Annotated in this window: 18 protein-coding genes; 13 read left to right on the top strand and 5 right to left on the bottom strand. The window is 67.2% G+C overall.

Going from position 1 to position 18347, the window contains the following annotated elements; translation table 11 throughout:
* The first annotated feature begins 252 nt into the window (after positions 1 to 252).
* From ACOHWE_RS06960 to dxs, 4 genes are read left to right on the top strand one after another with little or no spacing between them, the layout of a single operon-like run.
* A complete protein-coding gene (locus ACOHWE_RS06960) occupies positions 253 to 1191 on the top strand; it encodes a histone deacetylase family protein (protein ID WP_420665218.1) in 939 nt (312 codons plus the stop codon).
* Positions 1188 to 1430, top strand: coding sequence for an exodeoxyribonuclease VII small subunit (locus ACOHWE_RS06955; protein WP_420665217.1), 243 nt, complete (start codon positions 1188 to 1190; stop codon positions 1428 to 1430). Before ACOHWE_RS06960 ends, ACOHWE_RS06955 begins: the two co-directional genes overlap by 4 nt.
* A gap of 2 nt (positions 1431 to 1432) precedes the next feature.
* Positions 1433 to 2317, top strand: a complete 885-nt coding sequence (locus ACOHWE_RS06950; protein ID WP_420665216.1) for a polyprenyl synthetase family protein — start codon at positions 1433 to 1435, stop codon at positions 2315 to 2317.
* Positions 2318 to 2367: 50 nt separating this feature from the next.
* The gene (gene dxs / locus ACOHWE_RS06945) at positions 2368 to 4296 is read left to right on the top strand and encodes a 1-deoxy-D-xylulose-5-phosphate synthase (protein ID WP_420665215.1); all 1929 of its coding nucleotides are present in this window, start codon (positions 2368 to 2370) and stop codon (positions 4294 to 4296) included.
* A 48-nt stretch (positions 4297 to 4344) separates the two neighbouring features.
* Here dxs and ACOHWE_RS06940 read toward each other — a convergent pair whose 3' ends face one another.
* Entirely contained in the window at positions 4345 to 5214 is an 870-nt protein-coding gene (locus ACOHWE_RS06940; RefSeq protein WP_420665214.1) for an SDR family oxidoreductase, read from the bottom strand.
* Between the two features lie 75 nt (positions 5215 to 5289).
* On the opposite strand from ACOHWE_RS06940, the gene ACOHWE_RS06935 reads away from it, so the two are divergent.
* Complete coding sequence (locus ACOHWE_RS06935) at positions 5290 to 5937, top strand: class I SAM-dependent DNA methyltransferase (RefSeq protein ID WP_420665213.1); 648 nt, start codon at positions 5290 to 5292, stop codon at positions 5935 to 5937.
* A 98-nt stretch (positions 5938 to 6035) separates the two neighbouring features.
* Here the strand turns inward: ACOHWE_RS06935 and ACOHWE_RS06930 are convergent, their stop codons facing one another.
* The 4 genes from ACOHWE_RS06930 to ACOHWE_RS06915 all read right to left on the bottom strand — a co-directional run bounded on the left by ACOHWE_RS06930 (position 6036) and on the right by ACOHWE_RS06915 (position 10675).
* Positions 6036 to 6821, bottom strand: a complete 786-nt coding sequence (locus ACOHWE_RS06930) for a carnitinyl-CoA dehydratase (protein ID WP_420665212.1) — start codon at positions 6819 to 6821, stop codon at positions 6036 to 6038.
* 93 nt (positions 6822 to 6914) lie between these two features.
* The gene (locus tag ACOHWE_RS06925; RefSeq protein ID WP_420665211.1) at positions 6915 to 8945 is read right to left on the bottom strand and encodes an acetate--CoA ligase family protein; all 2031 of its coding nucleotides are present in this window, start codon (positions 8943 to 8945) and stop codon (positions 6915 to 6917) included.
* Positions 8946 to 9172: 227 nt separating this feature from the next.
* Complete coding sequence (locus tag ACOHWE_RS06920; protein WP_420665209.1) at positions 9173 to 9508, bottom strand: Rdx family protein; 336 nt, start codon at positions 9506 to 9508, stop codon at positions 9173 to 9175.
* A gap of 3 nt (positions 9509 to 9511) precedes the next feature.
* Positions 9512 to 10675, bottom strand: coding sequence for an acyl-CoA dehydrogenase family protein (locus tag ACOHWE_RS06915; RefSeq protein WP_420665207.1), 1164 nt, complete (start codon positions 10673 to 10675; stop codon positions 9512 to 9514).
* 79 nt (positions 10676 to 10754) lie between these two features.
* Between ACOHWE_RS06915 and ACOHWE_RS06910 the strand changes: the two genes are divergently transcribed.
* The 8 genes from ACOHWE_RS06910 (at position 10755) to msrA (ending at position 18301) form a co-directional block, all read left to right on the top strand.
* Positions 10755 to 11696, top strand: a complete 942-nt coding sequence (locus ACOHWE_RS06910) for a GlxA family transcriptional regulator (protein ID WP_420665206.1) — start codon at positions 10755 to 10757, stop codon at positions 11694 to 11696.
* 84 nt (positions 11697 to 11780) lie between these two features.
* Positions 11781 to 13583, top strand: coding sequence for an adenine deaminase (gene ade, locus ACOHWE_RS06905; protein WP_420665205.1), 1803 nt, complete (start codon positions 11781 to 11783; stop codon positions 13581 to 13583).
* Positions 13580 to 15046 carry an AMP nucleosidase gene (locus ACOHWE_RS06900; RefSeq protein WP_420665203.1) on the top strand — a complete coding sequence of 489 codons (1467 nt, stop codon included), beginning with the start codon at positions 13580 to 13582 and terminating at the stop codon, positions 15044 to 15046. The genes ade and ACOHWE_RS06900 overlap by 4 nt, the downstream gene beginning before the upstream one ends.
* A 142-nt stretch (positions 15047 to 15188) precedes the next feature.
* Positions 15189 to 15476: an HU family DNA-binding protein gene (locus tag ACOHWE_RS06895; protein WP_420665202.1), complete on the top strand. Its 288-nt coding sequence runs from the start codon at positions 15189 to 15191 to the stop codon at positions 15474 to 15476.
* A 198-nt stretch (positions 15477 to 15674) separates the two neighbouring features.
* Positions 15675 to 16586 (top strand): DMT family transporter, encoded by a 912-nt coding sequence (locus tag ACOHWE_RS06890; protein WP_420665201.1) that lies wholly within the window; start codon positions 15675 to 15677, stop codon positions 16584 to 16586.
* 89 nt (positions 16587 to 16675) lie between these two features.
* Positions 16676 to 17239, top strand: coding sequence for a DUF4202 domain-containing protein (locus ACOHWE_RS06885; protein ID WP_420665200.1), 564 nt, complete (start codon positions 16676 to 16678; stop codon positions 17237 to 17239).
* Positions 17240 to 17339: 100 nt separating this feature from the next.
* Entirely contained in the window at positions 17340 to 17789 is a 450-nt protein-coding gene (gene msrB, locus ACOHWE_RS06880; protein WP_420665199.1) for a peptide-methionine (R)-S-oxide reductase MsrB, read from the top strand.
* On the top strand, positions 17786 to 18301 hold the full coding sequence (msrA, locus tag ACOHWE_RS06875) for a peptide-methionine (S)-S-oxide reductase MsrA (protein ID WP_420665198.1): 516 nt from the start codon (positions 17786 to 17788) through the stop codon (positions 18299 to 18301). The genes msrB and msrA overlap by 4 nt, the downstream gene beginning before the upstream one ends.
* Positions 18302 to 18347 lie beyond the last annotated feature (46 nt).

The following is an 18347-nucleotide window of genomic DNA, read 5'->3' as shown; positions in this document are numbered from 1 at the left end:
ACGCAGCGCGGCGCCGCAGCGGGCCGGCACGCACCCTCCCTCCCGTCCCTTTCCGGCCCGGAATACTCAGATCCCAGACCCGGCCGCCGGCCCGCCGATTCTGATCCGCACCCCCCGCGCCACTTTCTGACCCGAAATACCCCGGGGTCCGGGGCAGCGCCCCGGCTCTGCCCCCTCCAGTTCCCTCTTGCCCCGCTCCTGCCGCGGCCCCTACCCTCGCGGCAATCCCGGATGCAGGAGGACCACTCGCCGATGACCGCCGCCCTCAGAACCGCCCTCATCACCCACGCCGATTGCCTGCAGCACATAACTCCCGATGGCCACCCCGAGCGAGTGGCGCGGCTGGAGCACGTGCTGCACGCGCTGGAACCGCTCGACCTCACCCGTGTCACCGCGCCGATGGCGGCGGAGGACGACATCCTGCGTATCCATCCCGCAGCCTACCTGGCGGAGCTGCGCGATACCCTGCCAACCGAGGGCTTTGCCCAGATCGACGGCGACACCTTCATGTCACCCGGCTCTCTCGATGCCGCCTTCCGTGCCGCGGGGGCGGCACTCCGCGCCGTGGACATGGTGCTTGGCGGCGAGGTGCAGAACGCCTTTGCCGCGGTGCGCCCGCCGGGCCACCATGCCGAAACCGAGACCGCGATGGGTTTCTGCCTGTTCGGCAACGCGGCGCTTGCGGCAAAACACGCGCTCGACCACCACGGGCTGGCCCGGGTGGCGGTGGTGGATTTCGACGTGCACCACGGCAACGGCACCCAGGACCTTTTGTGGGACGAGCCGCGCGCGCTGTTCATCTCCAGTCAGCAGATGCCGCTCTGGCCCGGCACCGGCCGGCCAGAGGAGGACGGCGCCCATGGCCAGATCCTCAACCTGCCGCTCGCGCCCGGCACCGATGGCCCGCACATGCGTGCGGCCTATGTCGATCAGGCCTTCCCGCGTCTGCGCGCCTTCAAGCCGGAGATGATCATCATCTCCGCCGGCTTCGACGCGCATCAGGACGATCCGCTTGCGAACCTCAACTGGAGCACCGGTGATTTCGCCTGGCTCACTGCCGAACTCTGCGCCTTGGCTGGCGAGCTCTGCGGGGGCCGTATCGTCTCGACTCTGGAGGGCGGATATGATCTGAACGCGCTGGCCGCGTCGGCGCGCGCGCATGTGGAAGAATTGATAAGGGCAGCATCATGACCGAGACCCCCGTCGAACAGATGAGCTTTGAACAGGCGATGCGCGAATTGGAAGGCGTGGTCGACCAGCTGGAGCGCGGCGACGTGGCGCTGGATGCCTCGATCGCGCTGTACGAGCGCGGTGCCGCACTAAAGAAACGCTGCGAGGACGAACTGAAGCGCGCCGAGGAAAAGGTCGCGGCCATTACGCTCGACGCTAACGGCGCTCCCACTGGAACCACCCCGCTGGACTCAGACTGAACATGATACGCGTGCAGGAGGCAGGTGCCCGCCCCTTTGCGGCCGCTCTCGCGGACGCCCAGGCCTGTATATCCGCCCATGCGGAGGCGCGGCTGGCGGGCGGCGACGATCTGCACGCGGCAATGCGCTATGCGCTCGCGGGCGGCAAGATGCTGCGCGGCTTTCTGGTGCTGGAGAGCGCCCGGCTGCATGGCGTTGCCGAGGGCGCCGCGCTGGAGGCGGCGCTGGCGATCGAATGCATCCACGCCTACTCGCTGGTGCACGACGACCTGCCCTGCATGGATGACGACGACCTGCGCCGCGGCCAGCCCACGCTGCACCGCAAGTGGGACGAGGCCACTGCTGTCCTTGCGGGTGACAGCCTGCAAAGCTTCGCTTTCGAACTGCTCGCTGCCCCCGCAACTGGGCCAAACGCGCTCCCCCTGATCCGCGGCCTGGCGCACGCCTCCGGCAAGGATGGCATGGTTTCGGGCCAGATGCTGGACATCTCGGCGGAGACCGCGGGCACGCCCCTGACGCTCGAAGAAATCACCCGGTTGCAAGGCCGCAAAACCGGCTGCCTGATCGAATGGTCCGCCACCGCAGGCCCGGTGCTGGCGGGCGCCGATCCGGCACCGCTGCGGCAATATGCAACCGCGCTTGGCCTTGCCTTCCAGATCGCCGACGACATTCTTGACGTGGAGGGTGACGCCGCCAAGGTCGGCAAGCGGGTGCGCAAGGATGCAGAGGCGGGCAAGGCGACATTCGTTTCGCTGCTTGGCCTGGAGGCCGCCAAGGACCGCGCCCGGCAGCTTTCCGCCGAGGCCTGCGCGGCGCTTGCCCCCTATGGGTCCGCGGCCGCAACCTTGAAGCAGGCTGCGCGTTTCGTTATTGCCCGCGACAGTTAACCCCGCGCGCCCCGCCCCGCATTTTGCCCGGCGCAGCCCAAGGAGATACCATGTCCGACCGGCCCAAGACTCCGCTTCTGGACCAGATCACCCGCCCGGCGGATTTGAAGGGGCTGAGCGACCGGCAGCTTGACCAGCTGGCACATGAGCTGCGGCAGGAAACCATTTCGGCCGTCTCCGTCACTGGCGGCCACCTGGGCGCAGGGCTTGGCGTGGTAGAGCTGACCGTGGCGCTGCACGCGGTGTTTGACACGCCGCGCGACAAGGTAATCTGGGACGTCTCCCACCAGTGCTACCCGCACAAAATCCTGACCGGCCGCCGCGACCGCATCCGCACTCTGCGCATGAAAGACGGGCTCTCGGGCTTTACCAAGCGCAGCGAGTCCCCCTACGATCCCTTCGGTGCCGCGCACAGCTCCACTTCCATCAGCGCCGCGCTTGGCTTTGCCACCGCGCGCGACCTGGGCGGCGTGGTGCCCGAGGGGCTGGGCGATGCCATCGCGGTGATCGGCGACGGCTCGATGTCGGCGGGCATGGCGTTTGAGGCGATGAACAATGCAGGCCACCTCGGCAAGCGGCTGATCGTGATCCTGAACGACAATGAGATGTCCATCGCCCCGCCGGTGGGCGCGCTTTCGTCCTACCTGTCGCGGCTCTACGCAGGCGAGCCCTTCCAGGAGCTGAAGGCCGCCGCCAAGGGCGCGGTCTCACTGCTGCCCGGCCCCTTCCGCGAGGGCGCCAAACGCGCCAAGGACATGCTGAAAGGCATGGCAGTGGGCGGCACCCTGTTTGAAGCGCTCGGGTTTTCCTACCTGGGCCCCATCGACGGCCATGACCTCGATCAGCTGCTGCCGGTGCTGCGCACGGTGAAATCCCGCGCGACGGGGCCGATCCTGATCCACGTGCTCACCAAGAAGGGCAAGGGTTATGGCCCGGCCGAGGCCGCCCGCGACAAGGGCCACGCCACCGCCAAGTTCGACATGGTGACCGGCGAGCAGAAGAAGGCGCCTTCCAACGCGCCCTCCTACACGTCCGTGTTCGGCAACACGCTGGTGAAGCTCGCTGCAGAGGACGACAAGATCTGCGCGGTGACCGCCGCGATGCCCGATGGCACGGGGTTGAACCTGATGGCCGAGCGCTACCCCTCACGCACCTTCGACGTGGGCATCGCCGAGCAGCACGGCGTCACTTTCTCCGCAGCGCTTGCAGCAGGCGGGATGAAGCCCTTCTGCGCGATGTATTCCACCTTCCTGCAACGCGGTTACGACCAGGTCGTGCATGACGTGGCGATCCAGCGCCTGCCGGTGCGCTTTGCCATCGACCGCGCCGGTCTGGTGGGCGCGGATGGGGCGACGCACGCGGGCTCCTTCGACATCGCCTACATGGCGAACCTGCCGGGCATGGTGGTGATGGCCGCCGCCGACGAGGCCGAGCTGGTTCACATGGTCGCCACCGCCGCCGCGCATGACGGCGGCCCCATCGCCTTCCGCTACCCCCGCGGGGAGGGCGAGGGCGTCGAGATGCCGGAGGCGCCGGAAGTGCTGGAGATCGGCAAGGGCCGGATGATCCAGAAGGGCAAGCGCGTCGCCATCCTCTCCTTCGGCACCCGCCTGGGCGAGGTGAAGAACGCAGCCGAGGCGCTCGCCGCCAAAGGTATCAACCCGACCATTGCCGACGCCCGCTTTGCCAAGCCGCTGGACCGCGGCCTGATCCTTCAGCTTGCGGCGGACCACGAGGCTCTGATCACCATCGAGGAAGGCGCCGTCGGCGGCTTCGGCTCCCACGTGGCGCAGCTCCTGGCGGACGAGGGCGTCTTTGACGAAGGCCTCAAGTACCGCTCCATGGTGCTGCCCGACACTTTCATCGACCAGGCCAGCCCCAAGGACATGTACGAAATCGCCGCGATGAACGCGCCGCAGATCGAAGCCAAGGTGCTCGAGGTCCTGGGCGTCGCCCGGATTGGCGAGAAGCGGGCCTAAAGCAATAGGGCAAACGGCTTCCGGGCGCCAGCGGCCGGCGCCTGGATTTCAAACCCCCGGCGGCTCCGACGGCGGCACGAAGCTCTCCATGTCCTCCGCCGCCAGCACCGCTCGCAGCCCCTCGCGGTAGGTCGGGTAGAGCAGCTTCACCCCCAGTTCGTCCCTGGTGCGGTTGTTCCGCACCCGCTTGTTCTCGCCGTAGAAACTGCGCGCCATGGCGCTCATCCCGGCTTCCTCGAAGGGCACTTCGGGCGGCACAGGCAGGCCAAGGAGCTCCGCCGCATAGCCAAGCACATCCTGCGGCGGGGCGGGATCGTTGTCGCACACGTTGTAAACCGCGCCCGGGCTGGGCCGCGCGATGGAGGCCGCCAGCACCTGCGCGATGTCGTCAACGTGAATGCGCGAGAACACCTGCCCCGGCTTCACGATCCGCCGCGCGCGTCCCGCCATCAGCTTGGCAAAGGGGCCGCGGCCGGGGCCGTAAATGCCCGCGAGCCGGAAGATGTGCAGCGGAAGTCCGGGGATCGCCTGCCATTCCGCCTCCGCCCGTGCCCGCCATTCGCCGCGGAGGCTGGACGGGGTAAGGGGCGTAGCCTCATCCACCCAGCCGCCATCGTGATGGCCATAGACCGCGGTGGTCGACAGGTAGCCCGCCCACTCCAGGTCCGGCGCCGCGGCGATCTTGTCTCCCATAGCGGCCAGCACCGGGTCGCCCGCTTCCTCCGGCGCGATCGAGCTCAACATATGCGTCACGCCCTCAAGCGGAACCGCTTCGCCCGGCCAGGTGATCATTTCAACGCCGTCAAACGCCACCGCCTCCCGCGAGGTGCCGATGATGCGCCAGCCCTCAGCAAGCAGGCGCGGCGCCAGCGCCCGCGCGGTATAGCCAAATCCAAGACACAGAAGCGTTTTTGTCATGCCCCCTTAGATGCGGCGGCGGCTGCGGCAGTGCAAGGCTTGATTCGAATCTCCCGCCGCCCTTTCATGCCTGCCATGAGCGATGACAAACCGGACCTGTCCAAGGCCTATGCCCTGCAATCCGCGGCCGGCGCCAAGCGGCTCTATGGCGAATGGGCCGGGACCTATGATGCGCAGTTTGCGGCCGGCAAGGGCTATATCCTGCCGGCCCAAACCGCCAAGGCCTTTGCCGCGGCGGGCGGGCGCGGGCCGGTTTTGGACGTGGGCGCGGGTACCGGCCTCTGCGGCGAGGCGCTGCGGGCGCTTGGCACCGGTCCCATCGACGCCACCGACATCAGTCCCGAAATGCTGCGCGAGGCGCTGCGCAAGGACGTCTACCGCGACGTGATCGAGGCCGACCTGCGGCTTGGCATCCCGGTGCCGCGCAACGCCTACCGCGGGGTGATCTCCTGCGGAACCTTCACCCACGGCCATCTCGGCCCCGAGGTGCTGCCCGCGCTGTTGCGGGTAGCGGCTCCGAATGCGCAGTTTGCACTGTCGATAAACACGAAATTCTACAGCAAGGCCGGCTTCGCCGGGGCCTTCGACCGGCTCTTGCGCGGGCAATGGATCAAGACGCTCACGCTCTGCGAGGTGCCGATCTACGACGTCACGGCCAATGGCGCCGCGGCTGGCGAGCACGCGAAGGACACCGCACTGATCGCCCTGTTCCGCCGGATCTGATCCCCGCCGGCGCGGGCGCCTGGCCCAACCGCCGGGTCTTGGATGCCCCCGCCCGGCGGGCGGAGCACCCCGCCTGCCGTCTCCGCCGCTGCCGGCCGCTACTTGCCCTTCCAGACCGGATCGCGTTTCTCGGCAAAGGCGCGCGCGCCTTCCAGCTGATCCTCCGAGCGGTAGAGCCGCTCCACCGTGGCCAGCTGGCTTTTGGTGATCCGGTTCATCGCATCCTGGAACTTGCTGTCCTCGGCGTCCCGCACGATCTCCTTGATCGCCGCATAGACCAGCGGCGGCCCCGAAGCCAAGAGCCGCGCCAGCTCCCAGGCGCGGTCCGTCAGGCGATCTGCTGCCACGATCTCGTTCACCAGACCCCAGCGGTGCGCTTCCTCGGCGTCGAACCAGCGCCCGGTCAGCAATAGCTCCATCGCGATATGATAGGGGATGCGCTTGGGCAGCTTGACCGAAGCCGCATCCGCCACCGTGCCGGAACGGATTTCCGGCAGTGCAAATGTGGCATGCTCCGCGGCGAGGATAATGTCGGCGGAGATCGCCAGCTCCAGCCCGCCGCCGCAGGCAATGCCGTTCACCGCCGCGATCACCGGCTTGTTCATGTCCCGCATTTCCTGCAACCCGCCAAAGCCGCCCACGCCGTAATCGCCATCCACCGCATCGCCATCGGCCGCGGCCTTCAGGTCCCAGCCTGGGCAGAAGAACTTCTCGCCGCCGCCAGTCAGGATCGCGACCCGCAGCTGCGGGTCATCGCGAAAGTCCCGGAACACCTCGCCCATCAGCCGCGAGGTCTTGAGATCGATGGCATTGGCCTTGGGCCGGTCCAGCGTCACTTCCAGGATGGCGCCCTCGCGGCGCGTCTTCACGGGGCTATCGCTCATCTTCTCTCCCTTCCGGCACCGCAGAGGGCGCCGCTTTCATGCATTAAGGCAAGCAGGGCTCAAAGCCTGCTGCCGGTTCCGCGCCGCGCGCTTTCAGTACTTGCGCCGCATCAGCGCATCCGCGGCAACCGCATCGTCCGGCGTGCAGAGCAGCGGATTGATCTCGATCTCTTCCAGCCCCGGCGCATTCTCCATCACGTAGAGCTCCACCGCCCGCACCGCGCGCAGGATCGCCTCGCGGTCCGCAGGCGGCGCGCCGCGGTAACCGTTCAGCAAGGGCGCAATGCGCAGGCTCTCGAGCGCCGCTTCGATCTCCGCCTCCGAGGCCGGCAGCAGGAGCGAGGCGCTGTCCTGCATCACCTCGGTCAGTGTGCCGCCCGCGGCGAGCGTCAGGACGAAGCCATGCGCCGGATCCTTCACCACGCCGACCAGCAGCTCGGCCACGGCACCCGTTACCATCTCCTCCACCAGGAAGCGCCGGGCGGGCATGCGGAAAGCGGCATCGCTCACCTCCTGCCCCGAGCCGAGATTCAGCACCACCGCTCCGGCCTCAGTCTTGTGGGCCACGCCCTCGCCTTTCAGCACCACCGGGAAGCCGATGTCCACCGCGACCGCCCGCGCCGTCCCGGCCGAAGCGGCGCGCTTGGACCGCGGCACCCGCAGGCCGTAGGCGGCAAGCTGGCGCTTCGCCTCGGCTTCGGGGATCAGGTCCGGCTCCACCACCGGCGTCGGCAGCAGCAGCGGCGCGGGCTCCGGCGGCAGCGGCAGGCTGGCAGCGGCGCAGGCGGCGATGGCTTCACGCAGCCCGCAAAGCGGTACCACCCCGTCCGCCATAAGCCGCGCCGCCACGTCCTCGGGCAGCAGCTCCGGCAGGGTCGCCACCATCGCCACCGGGCGGCCGCTCTGCTGGCGCGCGCCGATCGCGGCCTCGATGGTGCACTCCCAGTCCGCGGCATCGCAGCGGTCGGCGCGCGGGAAGTCCACGATCAGCAGGGTGATCGCCAGCTCCGGATCGGCCATCGCCGCAAAGGCGCGGGTCATCGCGTGCGTGTCACGCCAGATATAAGTGTGATAGTCCAGCGGGTTGGCGAGCGCCACCATCGGCCCCAGCGCGCCGCGCAAGTCCGCTTCCTGGCGCGCGTTGAGCGGCGGAAACACCACACCCCGGCCAATTGCAGTATCCGCCGCGAGGCTCGCCTCGCCCCCCGAACAGCTGATCGAGGCGATCCGGTTCGACGGCAGCCGCCCGGCCACATGCAAAAGCTTCAGCGTCTCGAGGAAGGCAGGCAAATCGTCCAGTCGGGGAATGCCGAGCCGCGCTAGCAGCGCTCCCGCCCCGGCATCGCCGCCCGCAAGGGACGCCGTGTGCGACACGGTTGCCGCCCGCGCCTCGGCCGATTTCCCGACTTTCAAGGCGACAATCGGCTTGCCCAGCGCCCGCGCCCGCGCCGCCAGCGCCTCGAAGGCGCGCAAATCGCCGAACCCCTCGATATGCAGCCCCAGGGCGGTGACGCGGTCGTCTTCCAGAAGCGCTGCGCCAATCTCCGCTATCCCCGACTGCGCCTGGTTGCCCGCGGTTACCACATAGGCCAGCGGCACTGCGCGGCGCTGCATGGTGAGATTGATCGCGATGTTCGAGCTCTGCGTGACCAGCGCCACGCCACGCTCCGCCCGGGCACCGCCATGCTGGTCCGGCCACAAAAGCGCACCGTCAAGGTAGTTGATGAAGCCATAGCAGTTGGGCCCGAGGAAGGGCATGTCCCCTGCCGCGTCCAGCAGCTGGGTCTGCAGATCCGCGCCCTCAGCGTCCTCTGCCGCCGCTTCCAGAAAACCCGATGCAAAACAAACCGCCCCGCCCGCGCCCCGCGCCGCCAGTGCCCGGACCACCTCGATGGTGGCAAAGCGGTTGACCCCGATGAAGGCCGCATCCGGCGCCGCGGGCAGGCTCTCCGCGTCGCGGAAGGCCGGCAGGCCCGCCACTTCATCCGCTTTGGGATGCACCGGCCAGATGTCGCCCGCAAAGCCCATCTTGCGGCATTGATCGATCACCAGCCGGCACCAGGCGCCGCCGCCGATTACGGCAATGGACTGTGGCCGGAACAGCCGGGAAAGGTCGCGTGTCATGTCAGAAACGGTCCGCTGCTTGAGAGTTGAGGAGCCTCCGGCGGGGATATTTCCAGCAAGAGGAAGTAGGGCTTCAGTAACCGGAATCGGGAAAGCTGGCGGAGCGGTACAGGCGGGGACGCCGATGCCCGCGCAAGGGGAAGAGAGCTGATCTCTTCACCGGGGCGGCTTGTCCGGGCCGCCCCTTTTCCTCTTGCCGTAAATATCCCCGCCGGAGGCATCCCAGACTATCCCCCTGCGCCGCGGTCGAGATGGCCGAGGTCCCGGTCCGGCGCAATGCGGTCGCGCAGGCGCTGCTTCAGCTCTTTTGCATCGGGAAAGCCGCCGTCGCGCTTGCGCTCCCAGATCAGCTCGCCATCGGCGCGGATCTCGAAAATGCCGCCGGTTTCACCGGGCACCAGGGTGACGCCGCCGAGGCTGTCCTGGAAGGTCTGCAGCAGTTCCTGCGCCATCCAGCCCGCCCGCAGCAGCCAGTTGCAGCCGGTGCAATAGGTGATTGTCACCAAAGGCTTCGGAGCGGCTTCACCGCTGGGTTCTGCAGCGGCTGGCGGGGGGCGGTTCATCGGTCATCCTCCAAGCGGGCGCAGCATCTCGCGGCTGATGATGTGCCGCTGGATTTCACTGGTGCCCTCCCAGATACGCTCCACCCGCGCGTCGCGCCAGATGCGTTCCAGCGGCAGTTCGTCCATCAGCCCCATGCCGCCGTGGATCTGGATTGCCTCGTCGGCCACGAAGGCCAGCATCTCGGTCGCCTTCAGCTTGGCCATCGACATGTCGCTCTCGGTCACCGTGCCCCGGTCGAACTTCCACCCTGCCTCCCAGGTCAGGAGGTTCGCCGCCTTCAATTCCAGCGCCATGTCGGCCAGCTTGAAGGAGATGCCCTGGAACTTGCCGATCTGCTGGCCGAACTGGCGGCGCTCTGCGGCGTATTCGACCGAGTGCTGCAGCGCGCGTTCGGCCCGGCCAAGGCAGGTGGCCGCGACTTGCAGCCTGGTGGCGCCGAGCCAGGTGTTTGCCACCTCGAAGCCCTTGTCCACCTCGCCCAGCACTGCCGAGGCCGGCAGGCGGCAGTCGTCGAATTCCAGCACCGCGTTGGTGTAGCCGCGGTGGCTCACGTTGCGGTAGCCGTCGCGCACGGTGAAGCCCGGCGTGCCCTTGTCGGCGAAGAAGGCGGTGATTTTCTTCTTTACCCCGCGCGGCGTCTCTTCCTCCCCCGTCGCCATGAAGACGATTGCGAAGTCGGCGATATCTGCGTGGCTGATGAAATGCTTGGTGCCGTTCAGGATCCAGTCATCTCCATCCTTTCGCGCGCTCGCCTTCATGCCGCGCAGGTCCGAGCCCGCATCCGGCTCGGTCATCGCTAGGCAGTCCCATTTCTCGCCCTTGATGCAAGGGAACAGATACTTCTCTTTCTGCTCCTCCGTGCCCGCGAGCAGGATGTTGGAGGGCCGCGCAACACCGGTCCAGTGCAGCGCGTAGTTGGCACGGCCAAGCTCCTTTTCGTACATCAGCCAGGTCAGCGTATCGAGCCCGGCGCCGCCCACCTCCTCGGGCATGTTGGCGGCGTAGAGCCCTGCCTCCATCGCCTTCTTCTGCACCTCGCGGATCACCTCCATGTCCAGATGGCCCGTGCGCTCGATCGCCGCCTCATGCGGGTAGAGCTCCTTTTCCACGAAGGCGCGGGTGGTCTCGACGATCATCGATTGTTCTTCGGTCATCCCGAACTGCATGGCGGATCTCCCCGGTCTGTCTGCTGTCCGGCAGAATAGGCAGCTTGCGGCGGCCGATCATGCAGAGTTAGACTGAATCATGCACTCTTGGGTAAAAGATCACGCCGCACTGCAGCAGGTGGACGTGCTGCTGTTCGATGCCTTCTCGGCCCATTGCCTGGCCAATACGGTGGAGCCGATGCGCGCCGCAAACAGCCTGGCGGGGCGGCAGGCCTATGCCTGGCGGTTTCTTACGCTGGGGGGAGGGCCTGCAGTCTCCTCTTCGGGGATGGAGGTGCGGGCGCATGGGCGGCTCTCGGACTGCGGCGGCGGCATGCTGATCGTGATGCCGTCCTACGACTTCCTGGGCCATGCAACCCCACAGGCGGCCCGCGCCCTGAGGGCCGCGGCGCGGCGTTACAAAGTGATGGCGGGATTCGACACCGGGGCTTGGCTCCTGGCTGATGCCGGGCTTCTGGATGGGCGGCGGGCGACCATACACTGGCAGGAGCTGACCCGCTTCAGCGAAGCGTTTCCGGCCGTCCTGGCCGAGCGCGTGCGCCATGTGGCGGACCAGGGCCGGATCACCTGCACCGGGGCGCTTGCGGCGTTTGACACCATGATGGAACTGATCGGCACCCGCCATGGCGCGGCCCTGCGGCTGGAGGTGGCGGCGCTGTTCATGAGCCCCGAAGCCACCGGCAGCCAGGACCCGATCCTCGCCCGCAGCAAGCCGGTGGCACGGGCGGTGGCAATGATGCAGGCCAATCTGGAGACGCCCCTGCCGATTGCCGCCATCGCCCGCGCCGCGGGGCGCAGCCAGAAGGAGCTGGAAGCGCGGATGAGAACTGAGCTGGGCGCAACCCCGCAGGCGGTCTACCGGCGGCTGCGGCTGATCGAGGCACGCCGGCTGGTGCTGGAAACCCGCCTCGGCGTCGCCGAGATCGCGCTGCGCTGCGGCTACGAGGACCCGAGCGCCCTGACCCGCGCCTTCCGGGCAGAATTCGCCACCACCCCGCGCCAGCTGCGCGCACAGACCTGAAAATCGCAGGCCTCAGTTGTGCCCGGTTTCCGCGAAGGCCGCCAAAGCCCTTGCACTCTCCGCGGCAATAATAACAATTGGGCCATGTCAGATAACAAATTCCCGAGCTGGCCCGACTCCGCCCAGAAACTGATCGACACCGCCGCCGGCCGCACCCCGGCCGAGATGGTGATCCGCCAGGGCAAATGGGTCAATGTCCACACCCGCGAGGTCCTCGAGGGCCACGATATTGCCATCACCGCAGGCCGGATCGCCTATGTCGGCCCCGACGCCTCCTATTGCACCGGCCCCGATACCCAGGTGGTTGAGGCGGAGGGCCGCTACATGATCCCGGGCCTGTGCGATGCGCATATGCACATCGAGAGCGGCATGCTGACACCCGCGGAATTTGCCCGCGCGGTGATCCCGCACGGCACCACCTCGATGTTCACCGACCCGCATGAAATTGCCAACGTGATGGGGCTTGAAGGCGTGCGGCTGATGCATGACGAGGCGCTGCTGCAGCCGGTCAATATCTTCACCCAGATGCCCTCCTGCGCGCCTTCCGCGCCGGGGCTGGAGACCACCGGGTTCGAGATCACCGCCGAAGACGTGGCTGAGGCGATGGACTGGCCCGGCATCATTGGCCTCGGTGAGATGATGAACTTCCCCGGCGTGGCAAACGCCGACCCCAAGATGCTGGCCGAAATCGCCGCCACCCAGCGCGCGGGCAAGACCGTGGGCGGGCATTATGCTTCCCCCGACCTCGGCCCCGATTTCGCGGCCTATGTGGCGGGCGGCCCGGCGGATGACCACGAGGGCACCTGCGAGGCCGACGCGATCGCCCGCGTCCGCCAGGGGATGCGCTCGATGATGCGGCTGGGCTCGGCCTGGTATGACGTGGAAAGCCAGATCACCGCGGTGACTGAAAAGGGTCTGGACCCGCGCAACTTCATCCTCTGCACCGATGACTGCCACTCCGGCACGCTGGTCAACGACGGCCACATGAACCGCGTGGTGCGCCACGCGATTGCCTGCGGCTGCGATCCCGTTATCGCGCTGCAGATGGCGACGATCAACACCGCCACCCATTTCGGGCTGGAGCGCGAAATCGGCTCGATCACCCCGGGCCGCCGCGCCGACGTGATCCTGACCTCCGACCTCACCGAACTGCCGATCGAGCTGGTGATCGCCCGCGGCCAGGTGGTCGCGGAACAGGGCGAAATCAAAGTGGACTGCCCGCATCTGGACTGGCCCGCCCATGCCCGCGGCACAGTGCACCTGGGCCATGAACTGAGCGCCAGGGACTTCGAGGTGAAAGCCCCCGAAGGCGCCAATGCCGTCACCGCAAATGTGATCGGCGTGGTGGAAAACCAGGCCCCGACCAAAGCGCTCAAGGCCGAGCTGTCGGTCCGCGACGGGCTGGTCGAGGCGGAAGGCGAGGTCTGCCAGATCGCGCTGGTCGAGCGCCACCGCGGCACCGGCGGCGTCACCAACGCCTTTGTGTCAGGCTTCGGCTACAGCGGCAAAATGGCGATGGCCTCGACGGTGGCGCACGACAGCCACCATATGATCGTCGTCGGCACCGACCGCGACCAGATGGCGCTGGCCGCCAACCGCCTGGCCGAAGTCGGCGGCGGCATCACCCTCTACCGCGACGGCAAGGAGCTCGCGCTGGTGGAGCTGCCAATTGCCGGCCTGATGTCCGACAGCCCCGCCACCGAGGTCGCCGCCAAGGCGCAAGGGCTCGTCGAGGCGATGCAAGCCTGCGGCTGCGCCCTCAACAATGCCTACATGCAGCATTCGCTTCTGGCGCTTGTGGTGATCCCTGAACTCAGGATCTCCGATCTTGGCCTGGTCGATGTGCGCACCTTCAAGAAAATTCCAGTAGTCGAGCCTGTTGCATGATAACCACCAAACACCCCGGCCACCCGGACACCGAAAGCTTCACCGACGCCGCCGAGGCGGTGGACCGGCTGCAGCTGCTTTATGCCCAGGCCACCGGCTTCCTGTGTGACGAATTCATGCGGGCGATGGCGGACGGCGCGCCGGACAACCAGCGCATCCGCGCCTACTACCCGGAGATCCGCTTCACCACCTCGACCTACGCGCAGGTGGACAGCCGCCTCAGCTTCGGCCATGTCTCCGCCCCCGGCACCTATGCCACCACGGTGACCCGGCCGGACCTGTTCCGAAACTACCTGATCCAGCAGATCGGCCTGCTGATCCGCAACCACGGCCAGCCGGTCACCATCGGAGTTTCCGGCACGCCGATCCCGGTGCATTTTGCGGTCGCTTCCCGCCCCGACCTTACGGTCCCGCAGGAGGGTGCCGCGGGCTTCACCCTGCGCGACGTCTTCGATGTGCCGGACCTGTCGACCACCAATGACGACATCGTCAACGGCACCTTCCAGCCCGCCAACGGCACCGGCCCGCTGTCGCTGTTCACCGCCCAGCGCATCGATTACTCGCTGGCAAGGCTCAGCCACTATACCGCCACCAGCGCCGAACATTTCCAGAACCACGTTCTGTTCACGAACTACCAGTTCTACGTCTCCGAGTTCGAAACTTTTGCCCGCAGCCAGCTCGCGGATCCGGCTTCGGGCTATACCAGCTTCGTCAGCACCGGCGATTATGAGATCACCGACCCGGAAGCCGAGATCCCGCTCAGCTTAAAGCTGCCGCAGATGCCGACCTACCACCTCAAGCGCGAGGACGGGAACGGCATCACCCTTGTCAACATCGGTGTCGGCCCCTCGAACGCCAAGACCGCCACCGACCACATCGCCGTGCTGCGCCCGCATGCCTGGCTGATGGTGGGCCATTGCGCGGGGCTCAGGAACACCCAGGCGCTGGGGGACTTCGTGCTCGCCCATGCTTACCTGCGCGAGGACCACGTGCTCGACGACGATCTGCCGATCTGGACCCCGATCCCGGCGCTGGCGGAAATCCAGGTCGCGCTGGAGGAGGCAGTGGAAGAAGTGACCGAATTCGAGGGCTACGACCTCAAGCGGATCATGCGCACCGGCACCGTCGCCACCATTGACAACCGCAACTGGGAGCTCCGGGACCAGTCCGGCCCGGTGCAGCGGCTGAGCCAGTCCCGCGCCATTGCGCTCGACATGGAAAGCGCCACCATCGCCGCCAACGGCTACCGCTTCCGGGTGCCATACGGCACGCTGCTGTGCGTTTCGGACAAACCGCTGCACGGAGAACTGAAGCTGCCGGGCATGGCGTCGGATTTCTACCGAACCCAGGTTGCGCGCCATTTGCAGATCGGCATAAGGGCAATGGAGCGGCTGCGCGGCATGCCGCTGGAGCGTCTGCACAGCCGCAAATTGCGCTCCTTCGACGAAACCGCCTTCCTCTAAAGGCAGATTTTCGCGAATTTCCGGGGAAATTTGCCTTATTTCGTCTTCACGGGCGACACAACAAGTTGTGTTACCCCACCACATAACGATAGAGTCTCGCATTGAGGCCCCACAGTTCGGGCAGTTTTAAGGAGAGCTAAGAATGTCCAAACCGATGACCAAAACCCAGCTCGTCGCAGCGCTGGCTGAGGAAATGGGCAGCGATAAGAAGACCGCAGGCGCCGCTCTGGAAGCCGTCTGCGCGCTGATCACCCGCGAAGTGTCCAACGGCGGCGCCGTGACCCTGCCGGGCGTCGGCAAGATCTACTGCCGCGAGCGCCCCGAGCGCGAGGTGCGCAACCCTGCCACCGGCGAGAAGTTCACCAAAGAAGCCGACAAGGTGGTGAAGATGACCATCGCCAAGGCGCTGAAGGACAGCGTGAACGGCTGATCCGGCTTTCCCGCCGTATCCCAGTCAGGGCTGCCTGCCGGGCGGCCCTTTTCTTTTGCGGCGGGCCGGAACATTACGCCCCTCCCAGTTATTGGCGGCGGCCGGCCTCGCAGCTAATTCATCCGCCCGGCTTGCGCCCGCCCCCGGTTTCCCCGATGCTCCGCCCGCCACGATACGGCAGCAGGCGGGAGAGACAGCATGGACATGCGCGCAGTTGCGATGGGGCTGGCCTTTGCCCTGATGTGGTCCTCCGCCTTCACCTCGGCGCGGATCATCGTGCAGGACGCCTCGCCGCTGTTCTCGCTGGCGGTGCGCTTCCTGATTTCCGGCCTGATCGGCGTCGCGATTGCCCGCGCCCTGGGCCAAAGCTGGCGGCTGACCCCCGGCCAATGGCGCGCCACGGTGATCTTCGGGATCTGCCAGAACGCGCTCTACCTCGGCCTGAACTTCGTGGCGATGCAGTGGATCGAGGCCTCGCTCGCCGCCATCATCGCCTCCACTATGCCGCTGCTGGTGGCACTGGCAAGCTGGCTCATGTTCGGCGAGCGCCTGCGGCCCCTGGGCATCGCGGGGCTGATGGCCGGCACGGCCGGGGTGGCGCTGATCATGGGCACCCGGCTCGGTGCCGGCGCGGACCTTCTGGGCGTCGCGCTCTGCGGCATCGGGGTACTGGCGCTGGCGGCGGCGACCCTTGCCCTGCGCGGCGCTACCTCCGGCGGGAATTACATGATGGTGGTGGGGCTGCAGATGCTGATCGGCTCCGCGCTGCTGTTCGCCGCCGCCCCCCTCGCGGAAGACATCTTCATCCGCCCCAGCCTGCGCCTTGCGGCCGCCTTCACCTACACCACGCTGGTGCCGGGGCTGCTTGCGACTTTCATCTGGGTGCTGCTCCTGAACCGCATCGGGCCGGTACGCGCCGCCACGTTCCACTTCCTGAACCCTGTGTTCGGTGTGGCCATCGCGGCGCTGCTGCTGGGCGAGCGGCTGGGCCTTCTGGACATGCTGGGGGTGGCGGTGGTGACCGCGGGCATCCTCGCGGTGCAGCTCTCGCGCCAGCCCAGACCGGGAAAACCGCCGGCAGCGCCCTCCGCCGCGGCGGAAGCGGGCTGACGCGCATGCCTGGCGGCGTGCGACCCATTGCGCAGCCCATGCGATCCGCCCTACCCTGCCCGTGAAGACCCGGCAGGAGACCCAGAGAGATGAGCGCGCAACTGACCCAGGTGCTGGAAGCGATCGACGCTGCCAATGCCAAGGACCCCAACTTGGAAGACGGCCAGCCCGCGGCCCTGCTTTATGGCCGCCGGATGAGCGAGGAACAGGCGCGGCTCTCTCCCGCAGCCTCCGAGCCGCTGCAGATCGCCGCCCGCGGCCAGCATGTGGAACGCTGGAAGCTGGCCCGCGAGGCCTTCCCCGAGGGCCGCGCCGGCTACCTCGCCTGGCGCCAGGCCGAGGCCCGCCACCACGCCGAACTGGTCACCGGCCTGATGCGCGATGCAGGCTACGGCGCGGAAGAGCAGCAGGCCGCCGCCCGCATGCTGCGCAAGGAAGGCATCAAGCGCGACCCCGAGGTGCAGGCGCTTGAGGACATTGCCTGTTTTACCTTCCTCAAATGGTATTTCGCCCCCTTCGCTGCCAAACACCCCGAGGACAAGGTGCAGCGCATCGTCGCCAAGACCGCCCGCAAGATGTCGCCCGGGGCGCGCGCCCGGGTGCTTGAAGAGTTCCAGCTGGCCGAGCCCCTCGCTGCCGCCTTCCGGATGTAAGCAGGCTTAGCCACGGCTCCGCGAGCACCCTGAACCGGGCGTTGCAATTGCGCCGAGGCGCCCCATCTTCTGCACATGCGCGAACAGGCGGGAGGACACCATGCCGAAATACACCAAAAACCCGGACGTCATCGCCACCCTCTCCGAGGAAGAATACCACGTCACCCAGAACGCGGGCACCGAACGCCCTGGCACCGGCAAGCTGCTTTACAACAAGGAACCTGGCATCTACGTCGACATCGTTTCGGGCGAGCCGCTGTTTGCCTCTTCGGACAAATACGAATCGGGCTGCGGCTGGCCCAGTTTCACAAAGCCGATCGAAGCCGCCCATATCCAGGAACTGGAGGACCGCAGCCTTGGCATGATCCGGACCGAGGTCCGCTCCACCCATGGCGACAGCCACCTCGGCCACGTCTTCCCCGACGGCCCGGCGGACCGCGGCGGCCTGCGCTACTGCATCAATTCCGCGTCACTGCGCTTCGTGCATCTGGACGACATGGAGGCGGAGGGCTATGGCGCCTACAAGGACCAAGTGGAGACCGTGAAATGAGCAAGACCGAACGCGCCGTCCTGGCAGGCGGCTGTTTCTGGGGCATGCAGGAGCTCATCCGCAAGCGCCCCGGCGTGATCAGCACCCGCGTCGGCTACACCGGCGGAGACGTCCGCGACGCCACCTACAGGAACCACGGCAGCCATGCCGAGGCGATCGAGATCATCTACGATCCCGCGGTCACCTCCTTCCGGGAGATGCTGGAGTTCTTCTTCCAGATCCACGACCCGACCACACCGAACCGTCAGGGCAATGACATCGGCGAAAGCTACCGCTCCGCCATCTTTTACGTGGACGAGACCCAGAAAAAGGTGGCCGAGGACACCATCGCCGATGTCGAGGCCTCCGGCCTGTGGCCCGGCAAGGTAGTGACCGAGCTGGCCCCCGCGGGCGACTTCTGGGAGGCCGAGGCAGAGCATCAGGACTACCTGCAGCGCCTGCCGAACGGCTACACCTGCCACTTCCCGCGCCCCGACTGGGTGCTCCCCAAACGCGGCGCCGCGGCGGAATAACTTGGCTGAAACCCACGAAGTCCTGCCCTCACCGGCGGGGCTTTTG

Source organism: Cribrihabitans neustonicus (assembly GCF_048820895.1).
Classification (GTDB): Bacteria; Pseudomonadota; Alphaproteobacteria; order Rhodobacterales; family Rhodobacteraceae; genus Cribrihabitans_A; species Cribrihabitans_A neustonicus.
This window is presented reverse-complemented; position numbering and strand designations above follow the sequence as displayed.

What these genes read in the sequence shown, in the direction of transcription:
- msrB (WP_420665199.1), top strand. Translation starts at nt 17,340, where the DNA reads ATGCCGAAATACACCAAAAACCCGGACGTCATCGCCACCCTCTCCGAG.
- ACOHWE_RS06920 (WP_420665209.1), bottom strand. Translation starts at nt 9,508, where the DNA reads ATGAACCGCCCCCCGCCAGCCGCTGCAGAACCCAGCGGTGAAGCCGCT.
- ACOHWE_RS06925 (WP_420665211.1), bottom strand. Translation starts at nt 8,945, where the DNA reads ATGACACGCGACCTTTCCCGGCTGTTCCGGCCACAGTCCATTGCCGTA.
- ACOHWE_RS06910 (WP_420665206.1), top strand. Translation starts at nt 10,755, where the DNA reads ATGCACTCTTGGGTAAAAGATCACGCCGCACTGCAGCAGGTGGACGTG.
- ade (WP_420665205.1), top strand. Translation starts at nt 11,781, where the DNA reads ATGTCAGATAACAAATTCCCGAGCTGGCCCGACTCCGCCCAGAAACTG.
- ACOHWE_RS06935 (WP_420665213.1), top strand. Translation starts at nt 5,290, where the DNA reads ATGAGCGATGACAAACCGGACCTGTCCAAGGCCTATGCCCTGCAATCC.
- ACOHWE_RS06955 (WP_420665217.1), top strand. Translation starts at nt 1,188, where the DNA reads ATGACCGAGACCCCCGTCGAACAGATGAGCTTTGAACAGGCGATGCGC.
- ACOHWE_RS06900 (WP_420665203.1), top strand. Translation starts at nt 13,580, where the DNA reads ATGATAACCACCAAACACCCCGGCCACCCGGACACCGAAAGCTTCACC.
- ACOHWE_RS06950 (WP_420665216.1), top strand. Translation starts at nt 1,433, where the DNA reads ATGATACGCGTGCAGGAGGCAGGTGCCCGCCCCTTTGCGGCCGCTCTC.
- ACOHWE_RS06885 (WP_420665200.1), top strand. Translation starts at nt 16,676, where the DNA reads ATGAGCGCGCAACTGACCCAGGTGCTGGAAGCGATCGACGCTGCCAAT.
- dxs (WP_420665215.1), top strand. Translation starts at nt 2,368, where the DNA reads ATGTCCGACCGGCCCAAGACTCCGCTTCTGGACCAGATCACCCGCCCG.
- ACOHWE_RS06960 (WP_420665218.1), top strand. Translation starts at nt 253, where the DNA reads ATGACCGCCGCCCTCAGAACCGCCCTCATCACCCACGCCGATTGCCTG.
- ACOHWE_RS06915 (WP_420665207.1), bottom strand. Translation starts at nt 10,675, where the DNA reads ATGCAGTTCGGGATGACCGAAGAACAATCGATGATCGTCGAGACCACC.
- ACOHWE_RS06890 (WP_420665201.1), top strand. Translation starts at nt 15,675, where the DNA reads ATGGACATGCGCGCAGTTGCGATGGGGCTGGCCTTTGCCCTGATGTGG.
- ACOHWE_RS06895 (WP_420665202.1), top strand. Translation starts at nt 15,189, where the DNA reads ATGTCCAAACCGATGACCAAAACCCAGCTCGTCGCAGCGCTGGCTGAG.
- ACOHWE_RS06930 (WP_420665212.1), bottom strand. Translation starts at nt 6,821, where the DNA reads ATGAGCGATAGCCCCGTGAAGACGCGCCGCGAGGGCGCCATCCTGGAA.
- ACOHWE_RS06940 (WP_420665214.1), bottom strand. Translation starts at nt 5,214, where the DNA reads ATGACAAAAACGCTTCTGTGTCTTGGATTTGGCTATACCGCGCGGGCG.
- msrA (WP_420665198.1), top strand. Translation starts at nt 17,786, where the DNA reads ATGAGCAAGACCGAACGCGCCGTCCTGGCAGGCGGCTGTTTCTGGGGC.